Source organism: Citrobacter sp. Igbk 14 (assembly GCF_028069825.1).
In the GTDB taxonomy this organism is placed as follows: Bacteria; Pseudomonadota; Gammaproteobacteria; order Enterobacterales; family Enterobacteriaceae; genus Citrobacter.
Genome location: NZ_JANEWM010000087.1, coordinates 1 through 12,793, shown reverse-complemented (window position 1 = coordinate 12,793; position 12,793 = coordinate 1). Strand labels below are relative to the sequence as shown.

The 12,793-nt window shown below is 49.8% G+C and carries 16 protein-coding genes and 3 tRNA genes; 6 read left to right on the top strand and 13 right to left on the bottom strand.

Going from position 1 to position 12,793, the window contains the following annotated elements; all coding sequences use genetic code 11:
* Window positions 1–63: 63 nt before the first annotated feature.
* The gene (gene ftnA, locus NNN64_RS21400; protein ID WP_005127719.1) at window positions 64–561 is read left to right on the top strand and encodes a non-heme ferritin; all 498 of its coding nucleotides are present in this window, start codon (window positions 64–66) and stop codon (window positions 559–561) included.
* Window positions 562–606: 45 nt separating this feature from the next.
* Here the strand turns inward: ftnA and NNN64_RS21395 are convergent, their stop codons facing one another.
* A complete protein-coding gene (locus NNN64_RS21395; protein WP_005127720.1) occupies window positions 607–846 on the bottom strand; it encodes a YecH family metal-binding protein in 240 nt (79 codons plus the stop codon).
* Between the two features lie 233 nt (window positions 847–1,079).
* On the opposite strand from NNN64_RS21395, the gene tyrP reads away from it, so the two are divergent.
* Window positions 1,080–2,291 (top strand): tyrosine transporter TyrP, encoded by a 1,212-nt coding sequence (gene tyrP / locus NNN64_RS21390; protein ID WP_202038372.1) that lies wholly within the window; start codon window positions 1,080–1,082, stop codon window positions 2,289–2,291.
* An 81-nt stretch (window positions 2,292–2,372) separates the two neighbouring features.
* Here tyrP and NNN64_RS21385 read toward each other — a convergent pair whose 3' ends face one another.
* From NNN64_RS21385 to NNN64_RS21370, 4 genes are all read right to left on the bottom strand, one after another.
* Complete coding sequence (locus NNN64_RS21385; RefSeq protein ID WP_271442698.1) at window positions 2,373–3,038, bottom strand: YecA/YgfB family protein; 666 nt, start codon at window positions 3,036–3,038, stop codon at window positions 2,373–2,375.
* A 207-nt stretch (window positions 3,039–3,245) separates the two neighbouring features.
* A complete protein-coding gene (locus tag NNN64_RS21380; RefSeq protein WP_048211334.1) occupies window positions 3,246–3,527 on the bottom strand; it encodes a heavy-metal-associated domain-containing protein in 282 nt (93 codons plus the stop codon).
* Entirely contained in the window at window positions 3,524–3,880 is a 357-nt protein-coding gene (locus NNN64_RS21375) for a mercuric transporter MerT family protein (protein WP_202038371.1), read from the bottom strand. The genes NNN64_RS21380 and NNN64_RS21375 overlap by 4 nt, the downstream gene beginning before the upstream one ends.
* Entirely contained in the window at window positions 3,858–5,000 is a 1,143-nt protein-coding gene (locus NNN64_RS21370) for a transglutaminase-like domain-containing protein (protein ID WP_271442696.1), read from the bottom strand. Before NNN64_RS21370 ends, NNN64_RS21375 begins: the two co-directional genes overlap by 23 nt.
* Before the next feature lie 319 nt (window positions 5,001–5,319).
* Here NNN64_RS21370 and NNN64_RS21365 point away from each other — a divergent pair, with 319 nt between their 5' ends.
* The gene (locus NNN64_RS21365; protein ID WP_271442695.1) at window positions 5,320–6,339 is read left to right on the top strand and encodes a patatin-like phospholipase family protein; all 1,020 of its coding nucleotides are present in this window, start codon (window positions 5,320–5,322) and stop codon (window positions 6,337–6,339) included.
* A gap of 121 nt (window positions 6,340–6,460) precedes the next feature.
* On the opposite strand, the gene NNN64_RS21360 is transcribed toward NNN64_RS21365, so the two are convergent.
* Entirely contained in the window at window positions 6,461–6,931 is a 471-nt protein-coding gene (locus NNN64_RS21360) for an SRPBCC family protein (protein WP_271442694.1), read from the bottom strand.
* Window positions 6,932–7,151: 220 nt separating this feature from the next.
* Between NNN64_RS21360 and NNN64_RS21355 the strand changes: the two genes are divergently transcribed.
* Window positions 7,152–7,496, top strand: coding sequence for a hypothetical protein (locus NNN64_RS21355; RefSeq protein ID WP_271442693.1), 345 nt, complete (start codon window positions 7,152–7,154; stop codon window positions 7,494–7,496).
* Window positions 7,497–7,665: 169 nt separating this feature from the next.
* Here NNN64_RS21355 and NNN64_RS21350 read toward each other — a convergent pair.
* The 6 genes from NNN64_RS21350 to uvrY form a co-directional block, all read right to left on the bottom strand.
* A tRNA-Leu gene (locus NNN64_RS21350) sits at window positions 7,666–7,752 on the bottom strand.
* A gap of 12 nt (window positions 7,753–7,764) precedes the next feature.
* Window positions 7,765–7,838: transfer RNA gene (locus NNN64_RS21345), tRNA-Cys, on the bottom strand.
* Between the two features lie 51 nt (window positions 7,839–7,889).
* Window positions 7,890–7,965, bottom strand: a tRNA-Gly gene (locus NNN64_RS21340).
* A 151-nt stretch (window positions 7,966–8,116) separates the two neighbouring features.
* A complete protein-coding gene (pgsA, locus tag NNN64_RS21335) occupies window positions 8,117–8,665 on the bottom strand; it encodes a CDP-diacylglycerol--glycerol-3-phosphate 3-phosphatidyltransferase (RefSeq protein ID WP_003030490.1) in 549 nt (182 codons plus the stop codon).
* 55 nt (window positions 8,666–8,720) lie between these two features.
* Window positions 8,721–10,553, bottom strand: coding sequence for an excinuclease ABC subunit UvrC (gene uvrC, locus NNN64_RS21330; protein ID WP_271442692.1), 1,833 nt, complete (start codon window positions 10,551–10,553; stop codon window positions 8,721–8,723).
* Complete coding sequence (gene uvrY, locus NNN64_RS21325) at window positions 10,550–11,206, bottom strand: UvrY/SirA/GacA family response regulator transcription factor (RefSeq protein ID WP_137381533.1); 657 nt, start codon at window positions 11,204–11,206, stop codon at window positions 10,550–10,552. The genes uvrC and uvrY overlap by 4 nt, the downstream gene beginning before the upstream one ends.
* A 393-nt stretch (window positions 11,207–11,599) precedes the next feature.
* Between uvrY and NNN64_RS23420 the strand changes: the two genes are divergently transcribed.
* On the top strand, window positions 11,600–11,647 hold the full coding sequence (locus tag NNN64_RS23420) for a hypothetical protein (protein ID WP_418222342.1): 48 nt from the start codon (window positions 11,600–11,602) through the stop codon (window positions 11,645–11,647).
* A gap of 19 nt (window positions 11,648–11,666) precedes the next feature.
* Complete coding sequence (locus tag NNN64_RS21315; protein WP_005127733.1) at window positions 11,667–11,891, top strand: DUF2594 family protein; 225 nt, start codon at window positions 11,667–11,669, stop codon at window positions 11,889–11,891.
* A 66-nt stretch (window positions 11,892–11,957) separates the two neighbouring features.
* Here NNN64_RS21315 and sdiA read toward each other — a convergent pair whose 3' ends face one another.
* Window positions 11,958–12,680 carry a transcriptional regulator SdiA gene (sdiA, locus tag NNN64_RS21310; protein WP_137381532.1) on the bottom strand — a complete coding sequence of 241 codons (723 nt, stop codon included), beginning with the start codon at window positions 12,678–12,680 and terminating at the stop codon, window positions 11,958–11,960.
* Between the last annotated feature and the right edge of the window lie 113 nt (window positions 12,681–12,793).

Genomic DNA, 12,793 nt, shown 5'->3' with positions numbered 1-12,793 from the left:
TAATTAAATAACAAATTATAGTGGCGCCACGTCAATATATAATAACGTTCGTGGAGCAGAACCATGCTGAAAACAGAAATGATCGATAAACTGAATGAGCAAATGAATCTTGAATTATATTCATCCCTGCTCTACCAACAGATGAGTGCGTGGTGCAGCTATCACAGCTTCGAAGGTGCGGCCGCGTTTCTGCGTCGTCACGCCCAGGAAGAAATGACGCATATGCAGCGTCTGTTCGATTACCTGACGGATACCGGCAGCCTGCCGCGTATTAATACTGTTTCTTCACCGTTTGCAGAATATGCCTCGCTGGATGAACTGTTCCGTGTAACCTATGAGCACGAACAATTGATCACCCAGAAAATTAATGAACTGGCGCATGCGGCAATGACCCACCAGGATTATCCGACCTTTAATTTCCTGCAATGGTATGTTGCTGAGCAGCATGAAGAAGAGAAATTATTTAAATCTGTCATCGATAAGTTATCGCTGGCCGGTAAAAGTGGCGAAGGTCTTTATTTCATCGATAAAGAACTGGCAACCCTAGATACACAGAATTAATGTTGTTGGGTAACGGTGGCAGTTTGCCACCGTTATTCGAGAATCTTAGTGGCGGCAGATCTTGCTTTCATGCGTAGAGAAGCCGTCTTCTTTGGCAATAAACTTCCCCTTCGCCGCTAAAAATGCGACCAACTCGCCCGCCGTCATGCCTTCTGCTGAACAGGTGTGAAAACGTGCCTGCTCACCAAACCGCGCGGTAATCGCCGCCTCAAGGCTGGCATGTGAATACTGCTCACCAGATTCAATCATCATGTTGAGCACTTCGTGACCGTGAATAGATTCCATACTACCTCCTCAATAAAGCCCGTAGCCTAATGTGAACCGCACAACGCTGCTTTGCGCTAACGCAGGTTTATGCGGGCAGAGAGCAGATAAATATCATTTTTAATACATCTTAAGCCTCAGCATATGTAAACATTAATATACAGCACTTGTAACGGTGATTTGACGAAAATAGCGTTATGCCTTAACCTGCGCCGCAGATATAACCGTTGATTATCTCTGGGACAGAGGAAAGCGTGAAAAACAGAACCCTGGGTAGTATTTTTATCGTGGCGGGAACCACGATTGGTGCCGGTATGTTGGCAATGCCGCTGGCGGCGGCAGGCGTGGGGTTTAGCGTCACGCTGGTATTGTTGGTTGGGCTATGGGCCCTGATGTGCTACACCGCGCTGTTGCTGCTTGAAGTGTACCAGCATGTACCGGCAGACACCGGGCTTGGCACACTGGCAAAACGCTATCTTGGCCGATACGGGCAGTGGGTAACGGGCTTTAGCATGATGTTCTTGATGTATGCCCTGACCGCCGCCTACATCAGTGGTGCAGGCGAGCTATTGGCCTCCAGCATCAGTGACTGGACCGGAACCAGCATCTCGCCCACCACAGGCGTATTGCTGTTCACCTTTGTTGCCGGTGGCGTGGTGTGCGTCGGGACCTCACTGGTTGATTTGTTCAATCGTCTGTTGTTTAGCGCCAAAATCATCTTCCTGGTGGCAATGCTCGCGCTGTTGATGCCGCATATTCATAAGGTGAACCTGCTTACCCTGCCTCTTCAACAAGGCCTGGCACTCTCCGCGATCCCGGTTATTTTTACCTCATTTGGTTTTCACGGTAGCGTACCCAGCATCGTCAGCTACATGAACGGCAACATCCGTAAACTGCGCTGGGTGTTTATCAGCGGTAGCGCCATCCCGTTAGTGGCCTATATTTTCTGGCAACTGGCCACGCTCGGTAGCATTAACTCGTCAACGTTTATGGGACTTTTAGCCAATCACGCTGGCTTAAACGGTTTGTTACAGGCATTACGTGAAGTCGTGGCTTCACCGCACGTCGAACTGGCCGTGCATCTGTTTGCCGACCTCGCACTGGCAACCTCTTTCCTCGGTGTGGCACTGGGGTTATTTGATTACCTGGCGGATCTCTTTCAGCGCCGTAATACTGTGGCCGGCAGAATGCAAACTGGTGTCGTGACGTTCCTGCCACCGCTGGCATTTGCTCTTTTCTACCCGCGAGGTTTTGTCATGGCGCTGGGATATGCAGGCGTTGCCCTGGCCGTTTTGGCTCTGTTGATCCCTTCCATGCTGGCCTGGCGGAGCAGAAAACACAACCCGCAGGCAAACTACCGCGTAATGGGTGGCACGCCGGCGCTGGCGCTGGTCTTTATTTGCGGCATCGTGGTGATAGCAGTGCAATTTTCTATAGCCGCAGGGCTGCTGCCTGAAGTGGGTTAACGAAGATTTTGCCTGATGGCGCTACGCTTATCAGGCCTACTATTGGCTCTGTAAAGTAAAAGGGGCTTACGCCCCTCTCTTTTAATGCAGACAGCACTGTTTATATTTTTTACCACTGCCGCACGGGCATGGGTCGTTGCGCCCCACTTTGGCTTCAACTTTTACCGGGACGTTAACCGGTGCTTCCTGCGGATGCGCCATCCAGTAAGCGTGCAGATCCAGAGCCGCCAGACGAATGGCATCCACGCTCTCTTCAAATGCCTCTGGCGTCAGCTTCTCCACCACCTCGAAGTTTTCTTCTGTCCCGTGTAGCGCAATCGCATCGAGAGCGGGTTTCAGTGAATCAGGTAGCGTTGACCAATCCGACAACGCGACGCCTCGCATATAGCCAAAGCACCACTCTTCTACGATAGTCAGCTCATGTTCTTCAATTTCACGCAGGCCGAACAGCGGTTCAAACTGCTCCGGGAACTCATCCAGACGATCGGCCGTATCCGCCATATGCTGGAACGCCAGATTCATGAAACGCGCCATTTCTTTTTCGGAGGACCAGCGCGGAACATACTGCGCACCGCCCCAGATAGCGACCAGCCACTGCTCCGGCTCGATCTCATACGGTGAGCTGAGCACCGCCGTCAGTAAGCCATCCAGCTCTGACACATCCAGAATAGACTTGTCCGTATTGTACTTAGTCAGTACATCATCCAGCCATTCCAGTTCGCTCTCGTTTAGTGGTCCTGTTTTCATAACGCTTTTCCTTAGTAAAAATTCTTGCCTGTGATTATCTTACATGGCTGGTGGGATATCAGATCCAAATGGGCATGAGCGGCTTACAGGTACCGTCAATTCAGGTTAACAGGAAACGAGGGGAATTCCGGTAGTTAACGCACAAAAGGGAGCATCAGCCGCCGGGCATCATACGCGGAAAACAGAACAAAACCACCCGAAGGTGGTTTATTGTGGCTCAATACGGTTCAACGTTGCGGTATACCCCGTTTTCGCCACCGCGTTAAGGAGCGTATCGGTAGAAAATCCCTCGGGGACGATAGCTTCTGCCTGCCGGGTTTTGAGCGAAGATTTGGCTTTAATCACCCCATCCGTTTCACGTAGCGCCTGGTTGACCGAAATGACACATAACGAGCAGGTCATATTTTGGATATCCAGCACCACTTTCTGATTGGCAGCCTGAGTCCACAATGGCAACAGTAAACATGCGATTAACGTAATAATCTTCACTCAAACACCTCATAAAACCAGGCCACGATCGTGGGGTAAAACAACACCGGCAGAATCAGCGCCAACGCACACCAGTAAAGAACGCGCGCTTGCTTCAGGGACAGCCATCCGGAACACCATAGTTTTTTAGAAAAGTAGAGCCGCCAGAAAACGCGCAACAATAGCCCTAAGGACAGCAACATCAGGGGAATGCGCAGAAACTCAAACTGAGTGAACACGGCAAAGCTCGCCGCCGAAATACCAAACAGCAGATACAGCAGTGGTCCGACGCAACATAAGCCAGCCGTGACGGCAGCCGCGGCGGCCGTCAGCAGGGTCAATCCCGCCCCTTTAGCGTTGTTCTGTTGCGACATAGCGGTAAGAGAACGCTTTCGGGTCATAGAAATTGATGGGGTCACCGTCGACTTCAGCATACGGATAACCAAAGTTGTTCATCGCGCCCTGCTCAGTAGCCGGGTACAGTTCAAAGTCACGACCATAGTTGAAGCCAACCCAGTTCATTTCCCAGTTGCCAAACAGATAGGAATTCACCGCCTGGACGTCCGCATCCTGATGTGTTTTTTTCTCTGCCAGACGCATTTTGGTCACATCGGCCGGATCACACGGTAGCCAGCCGTAGCCAGCCAGGTAGAACTCCGCGCGGCAGTGCTGCCCCCCGCTTACATCGGCAACACCTGCACTGTCGGCTTTGCCAAAAGCACTTTTTGAGTAACGCTCCAGCTTGTTTGCTTTCCCCAGACGAATCCCGAACAATTCACGTGCAGGAATGCCGCTGGCTCGGGCCAGGGCGACAAAAACAGAGCTCATGTCGGTGCATTTGCCCTTAAGCTTCCCGCTTTTTAAAATCTCCGCGACATCCCCGGTTCCGCAGCCGATAACGTCATTATCACGCTCCATATGACTGCTCACCCACTCGTAAATCAGGCGAGCTTTTTTCAGCGGGTCTTGTTCATTACCGGTAATTTTACGCGCTGTTTCCAGGACCAGCCCATCAATCGGGGTGTGCGTTGTTGGTAACAAATATGGTTTTGCATCCAGCGGGTAAGTAATCTGTTCCGGTGCTTGCCAGTTTTTTAACGCGTCATGCTGCAGCGGTTCCCAATCAGCTGTCTCAATGTCGATATCAACCTTGATCAGCAGTTCTCCCTGCGAGTCAGGCCAACTGGCAAACAACGTTTTTGCGCCATAGACATTGTTGGTTGTGACATACGCCTGCTTATAATTGCCGCTAAAAGCAAGGTTTATCATTTGCTGGAATGCGGTATCGACTGGCAAAGGGATCCACAACTTCACGACACCACTTGAACCCTTTGGTGGGTTGAGCTTATACGTTTGCGATAGCACAAAGCGCCGACGTGCCACCGGCATGATTGCAGGCTCAGCAGCCTGTACCGTCCGGCTAACAACCGAAGGGCCGACTAAACCGGCGGCGGAAAGGAGAACGCTATTTTTGAGAAATTGTCGACGTTGCATTGCTGTCTGTCCATGTTATGAGAGTTGAGCGGCGGCGGAATAACAAACCGTAGGCGATCATCACAGCAGACAGACGCTGACATAAAAAGGCGAGTCGATGGAGGTTATTCATCAATAACAGACCTGTTAACTGTGAATGAAATAAGAAACTATGTGGCCGCCATTAAGCCACTTACCGGCGAGAAAGTACAGTAATGACGACATGAAGATCCCTCATTCTTATTAAGGAAACACCGCCGAAAACCTGTCTATATTTAAACGCAGGCACTTCACATGTAGTCTCCCGCTTTCATGTTTCATACACTGAGAGGAAGTCAAAATGGCGATGAGAATACTGTCTATTGATGGCGGTGGCATCAGAGGCATCCTGCCAGGTATGCTATTAGTCGCACTGGAAAAGAAGTTACAAGATAGAGCAAAAAAACCGACAGCAAGAATCGCTGATTACTTCGATTTAGTCGCAGGCACCAGTACTGGCGCCATCCTCTGTTCTGCCTATGTGTGTCCCGACGCGACAGGAAACCCCAAATTTTCCGCTCAGGAAGCCGTCAACTTCTATCTTCAGGACGGCGATGAGATTTTTGACGTCGGCATTTGGAAAACCATCAGCTCATTAGGCGGTGTAAGTGATGAAAAATACTCGGCAACGGAACTGGAACGAGTATTAAAAACAGCCTTCGGTGATACAAAACTGAGTGAATTATTAAAACCAACCTGCTTTGTTGCTTATGATGTCAGCAGTCGTCTTCCGGTGATCTTCAAACAACACTCTGCCGTAGCCAAAAAACGGGATTTTCTGGTCCGAGATGTTTTACGTGGTACATCCGCAGCACCAACGTACTTCGAAGCAGCACGTATTTACTCACTTCCCCCATTACCGCAAAAGTATGTTCTGGTCGATGGTGGTGTCGTGGCAAATGATCCAGCACTGTGTGCTTATTCCGAGGCGATTAAGTTTTCAAACGTCGCTGGCATCAAAGACATGATCATTGTCTCTCTGGGTACCGGTAAAAAGCTGCAGGGTTATTCATATTCAGAGGTTAAAGACTGGGGACCCTTTGGCTGGGCGAAACCTGCTATCGATATCGCGCTCGAAGGTGGCCCGCAGATGACTGCCTACTATTTACAACAAATCGCCTCAACGGTAAAAAACGCGAAATATTACAGGCTTCAACCCGAATTATATGGTGCCGATCCAACGCTGGATAACGCATCGCGTGAGAATTTAGAACTGCTGCATAACGCAGGACTGCAAAATGCCGCGGCATTCGACAACACGTTAAATGAAATTGCCGCATTGTTAGTTAGCAACGGCGGGATTTTTAACTTTCAGGGATAAAACTGCCTCTGAGAACAGAGGACTAAGAACCTATTCCAGCAGACGTCATTGGCGCAAACAGTTTGAGCACTGCCCGCGTCGAAATGGCAAGCAAAATAGCCCTAATGGGATAGGCTCTGAATCAAGATATATACACATGGGTGCCAAGTTTACGGGCTAATCCCTTCGCCCCCTCGCGCATTACCGTATCGTGGTTCCAACGAAATACCGGTGCCGCCAGTGGGGCAAGTATATTCATCCAGCGAATCGTGGTTCGTACATTCCAGTCGTACCTGACAATAGTTTCACTACCGGTATCAATAAAAGACCATACCCCGCGCCCTTCAACCTCGCCGCTGGCAGCACCTTCAAGAAGAGAGTACTGCGAAATATTTAATACATTGATATCAACGGTTAAACGATACGGAAGCACGCCCTTCCAGGTGTAACGATGTAACGCTCCGACCCCCTGTATATCGCCTTTCTTGATCTCAACAACACGCTCAAGGCTGCTCCACCATTCTGGCCACTGATCCGGGTGTGAGAAAACATCCCAGACATCCTGCAGTGAAGCCTCAACCCGCCAGAGTGTGGAAAACTGATAGTCAGCCATCGCCTTCTCTCTCCCCTATGGGGTGAAAAATCTGCGGCACCTGCCTGTGCTACGAACAGGCATAATCACCTGTGAGCTGTTTTTATTATAGTGCTTAATTACACCGGCCAGGCCCCCCAGAATCACCGCCTCAGCTGCCAGAAAATGGTTGTTTAGCGCCCGGATAAGAGCGTCATCAAACGCTATACTTTAATAGCCATATTATTTGTGAGTATTTATCATGAAACTGCCACAGGTATTTTCATGCGCCGTCCTTGCACTACTGCTGTTGGCATCTTCATCTGTTGCAGCCGGTACATTGCAAAGTCAGGCTCAAAGAGAGCAAGAGTTGAGTGCTGCGTTAGCTGCCGGCAATGGCGTTATCGTGATTGGCGGAGCAGATGATTTTGCGTTTACGTTCAGAGCCCGTAACCGGATCCACAGACCCTTTGCGATTCAGGATGGCATTAACGATCCCCTCATAATGAGCGGTTTTCAGAACCACAGCGATAACCCCGCACGTGATGGGTTCATGAACAACCCGGCCCGGGGAGGGTTTATGCTGAGCACGCCTATACGCCGATAAACGAATGGGCTAAATCATGTTGGTGAATTGGGCATTTTAGCGGTTTGGCTTTACTGGAGGGGTATTGCGACACAAGCTACTTGCTGTCAGTAAATCTCAGGCACAAAAAAACCACCCGGAGGTGGTTTCACGACACTGCTTATTGCTTTGATTATTCTATTCTTTCCCATGGTACCCGGAGTGGGACTTGAACCCACACAGCGCGAACGCCGAGGGATTTTAAATCCCTTGTGTCTACCGATTCCACCATCCGGGCTCGGGAAGAAATTGGAGGCGCGTTCCGGAGTCGAACCGGACTAGACGGATTTGCAATCCGCTACATAACCGCTTTGCTAACGCGCCGAAATCTTCTGGCTTTCAGCCAAACACCCGCAAATGCCGATGTTTTAAATTTGGAGCGGGAAACGAGACTCGAACTCGCGACCCCGACCTTGGCAAGGTCGTGCTCTACCAACTGAGCTATTCCCGCATCACCAAGTAACTTTGTTAATCACTTGATTTTGTTATCGTCTGGCAATCAGTGCTGCCGTTCGATGCGTTGCATTCTACTTACCTGACGCAATGAGTCAACGATATTTTTCACCACTGACGATCGTTTGCTGAAATTTGCGGCGAAACGATCACTGATCAAGCAAATCTCCCCGTGCAGCGCTCAAATACTGGAACATTGACCATAAAGTCAGAATCGCGGCGACAAAGAAAAGTGCAATCCCGGCATACTCTACCCAGATATTTGGACGCCACAGCAGCCATGCCAGTGCCGCCATTTGCGATGTCGTTTTGACTTTACCGATCCACGACACCGCCACGCTACTACGCTTGCCAAGTTCTGCCATCCATTCACGCAGTGCTGAAATGATAATTTCACGCGCGATCATCGTGGCGGCAGGCAATGTCACCCACCAGCTGTGGTAGTGCTCCGTCACCAGCACCATCGCGATAGCCACCAGGACCTTATCTGCCACCGGATCGAGGAACGCACCGAAACGTGTGCTTTGGTTCCAGCGGCGCGCCAGAAAACCGTCAAACCAGTCGGTAACGGCTGCGATACAGAAAATCAGCGCACAAACGAAGGGAGCCCAGGTGAATGGCAGATAAAACGCCAATACAAAGAATGGGATCAGAATGACGCGAAACAGCGTGAGCAATGTAGGGATATTAAATTGCATATGACGGATAACTATCTGTTGTCAGTGAAATTACCCCTATGTTGCTACAGAGGGCCTAATGTTTCAACGAGTAGAAGATCTTTTCTGCCAGAGCTTGCGAAATACCCGGCACTTTTGCAATTTCTTCGACACTGGCGTTACGAAGCCCTTGCAAACCCCCCATATACTTCAGCAACATTTGTCGGCGCTTAGGTCCAACGCCTTCGATGGTTTCCAGCGTGCTGGTGCTTTTCACCTTCGCCCGTTTTTTACGGTGTCCACTGATGGCGTGATCGTGAGACTCATCGCGGATATGCTGAATCACGTGCAACGCAGGGGAATCCGGCGGCAGGCTAAACCCCTCACCTTCCGGTTCAAAGAACAGAGTTTCCAGGCCGGCTTTGCGATCTGCCCCTTTTGCCACCCCCAGCAACAGAGGGTGCTGTTTATCCCAGGACACGTCCAGTTCAGCAAAAACCGCTTTCGCCTGCCCTAGCTGGCCTTTACCACCGTCGATCAAAATAACATCCGGGATCTTACTTTCTTCTATTGCCTTACCGTAACGCCGACGTAGCACCTGGTTCATCGCCGCGTAATCATCACCCGGCGTAATACCCGTAATGTTATAGCGACGATACTCTGCGCGCAGCGGCCCGTTAGCGTCAAAAACCACGCAGGAGGCAACAGTCTGCTCCCCCATCGTGTGGCTAATGTCAAAACACTCCATGCGTTTCACCGCAGGCAGTTTCAGCACGGATGCCAGCGCCGTCAGACGTTGGGTAATCGTGGACTGCTGGGAAAGTTTGGTGGTTAACGCCGTAGCCGCATTAGTACGCGCCAGCTTCAGATATCGGGCGCGATCGCCTCGCGGCTTCGTCTGGACGTTAATCTTCCTCCCGGCTAGCTCAGACAAAGAGTCAGCCAACAGCGTCTTATCGCTAAGATTGAAATCGAGCAGGATCTCACCAGGCAAGGTACGCACCTGGCTACCCTGTAAATAGAACTGCCCAACGAAGGTTTCAACCACCTCGCCCAGCTCCGTTCCCCCTGGCACTTTAGGAAAATAGCTGCGACTGCCTAACACTTTGCCCTGACGAATGAACAAGACGTGTACGCAGGCCATCCCGGCATCAAATGCCACGCCGATGACATCCAGATCGTCGCCAGTATTGGAAACAAACTGTTTTTCAGTGACACGGCGAACCGCCTGAATTTGGTCGCGGATACGCGCGGCCTCTTCAAACTCAAGGTTCTGACTGGCCTTCTCCATCCGGGCGATCAGTTGCGTTAACACCTGATCGTCTTTGCCGGATAAAAACAGCCGTACATAGTCAACCTGCTGCGCGTACTCTTCTTCACTCACCAGGCCGGCGACGCATGGCCCAAGGCAACGGCCAATCTGATATTGCAAACAGGGGCGTGAACGGTTGCGATAAACGCTATTTTCGCACTGACGTATTGGGAAAATTTTCTGCAACAGCGCCAGTGTTTCACGGACGGCATAACCGTTAGGAAATGGTCCAAAGTATTCACCTTTAGCATGCTTCGCACCGCGATGCGTCGCCAGACGCGGATGGGTATCGCCACTCAGGAAAATAAAGGGATAGGATTTATCGTCGCGCAGTAATACGTTATAGCGCGGTTGATACAGCTTGATGTAATTGTGCTCAAGCAATAATGCTTCAGTTTCGGTGTGCGTCACCGTGACATCAATCTGCTGAATTTGTGCCACCAGAGCTTCGGTTTTACGCGACGCGAGGTTGCTGCGGAAATAGCTGGAGAGCCGTTTTTTCAGGTCTTTCGCTTTACCGACATAGATAACCGTCCCGGCGGTATCGTACATACGATAGACGCCAGGCTGGCTGGTCACAGTTTTCAGAAACGCTTTAGCATCGAACTGATCGGTCACAGGCTTGTTAATGTCTCCGCATTACACAGGCCATGGCGAATTGCCAGGTGAGTCAGCTCCACATCACCATGAATGTTTAATTTACTGAACATTCGATAGCGATAGCTGTTCACTGTTTTGGGACTAAGATTCAGTTGCTCTGAGATCTCATTGACCTTCTGGCCTTTGGTGATCATCAGCATAATCTGCAACTCGCGTTCAGACAAACTGGCAAACGGGGTTTCCGTTTTCTCTGGCTCAATCTGGCTAAGCGCCATTTGTTGAGCAATATCGGAAGCAATGTAGCGCTGTCCGGAAAAAACCGAACGAATCGCACTCACGACTTCCTGAGGGGCTGCCCCCTTACTGAGATAGCCCGCGGCTCCCGCCTGCATAACTTTTGCCGGCAGCGGGTTTTCGGTATGAACAGTCAACATGATCACTTTAATGTCAGCCGAGGAACGCGCAATTTTGCGGGTTGCCTCCAGACCGCCAATACCGGGCATATTCATGTCCATCAGCACAACATCGACGGCGTTAGCGCGGCACCATTTGACCGCATCTTCGCCGCAGCACGCCTCGCCGACAACTTTAATGCCTTTTATATCTTCCAGAATGCGTCGTATCCCTGCGCGCACCAGTTCGTGGTCATCAACAAGAAAAACGTTGATCAAAGGAATATCTCCAGAATAGGGATAACGCTACCGATAGTTAATCGGTCCTATGTTAACGGGTTTTATCTCAACTTTGAAATCTAAAAAACACCCGACTTTCGATTTTGCTCTCGTTTTTGGAAATTAGATTGTACGAACCGTGGAAACTTTCATGGCTGAAGGGCTTTTGCCAGCGGTTATATCTGCATAGCTGTTTCAGAATAGTGACAAAAAATTCATATTCTTACGCCGAATGCTAAATAGGAAGGTAAGCTTGTAACAATAATTAACGAGTAAAATACTCGGAATAAACAAAGAGTGGAGAAAATATATGCACTGCAACATCTTGTTTATTTTAATCTCATTGGGTTTTGTTTGCGCAAAAAACAACCTCAGATATTTTTAGCCGAGCTTATGGTATACTCCGCCGCCTTGACGTTTGCCATCGCACTTTTTCATTGAAACATAACGAGGAAAATAAATGAGTACGCCTGATTTTTCCACTGCTGAGAATAATCAAGAACTGGCTAATGAAGTCACCTGCCTGAAGGCCATGTTAACGCTGATGCTGCAGGCAATGGGACAAGCCGATGCAGGACGCGTGATTCTTAAAATGGAAAAACAGATCGCGCTGATTGAGGACGAAACACAGGCCGCGGTATTTACCAGCACTGTTAAACAAATTAAACAGGCCTATCGTCAGTGATAAGAAACCGGCTGACAGCGATGCTCTCAGCCGGTTTTGCGTCTGACACTCAGAACGACATTTTATTCAGATAAGCCCCGTTGCGGCAGCATAACAGGCAATCTGTGTTTTGTTTGGCGCGTTAAACTTCTTCTGCATATTCTTCTGATGAAAGTTAACGGTATTTTCAGAGATCGACAGAATCATTGCTATCTCGGAAGAGGTTTTCCCCTCAGCGGTCCATTTCAGAATCTCTTTTTCGCGCTTACTAAAACGCATCTCCGGCGCCATGACCATGTCATCTTCCAGCCGCATAAGTACTGACAGACTTTCTCGTACCAGCAGTTGCATCCTGAGCTCGACTTCATCCTGCGCAAAGCGGCCATTACGCAAACTTGCGCGAGACACAGACAAAAAGCCTAGTGCCCGGTTTGGCAACATCAAGCACTGCGTCATCCCCTTGCGCAGACCGTGATTACGCGCGGCGTCCCACAACGGCTGTGCGTCACGGAACAAGGTATCATCCCACGGTAAGTGGCCCTGACTGAAGTTTTCGGGTTTCAGTACCGGATCGATAGCGAAATAATTTTCTGATTGATAATGTGCGACCCATGCTTTGGGATACGTCGTATGAAGTACCGTTTTAGGTCGGGTAAAGGGTACGGGATGACGGACACAGAGCGCATAAAAGTCGAACTCTAAGTGCTGCGTCTGATGTTGTAATTCGTTATAGACATCCTCTGCCGCCGCCATTTCCTGAAAGCGTAACAGCATGCTCCGTCGCCAGGTGAAGAAATCATGATCCTGCATACTAAGTGGTAATGCCCCTGAGATTGATAATCATCCAAATGTATGAAACAAGCTAACACATAAATGTATTTTATATATGCAAATTATCGGACAAATAAGAAATTACTTGAGTG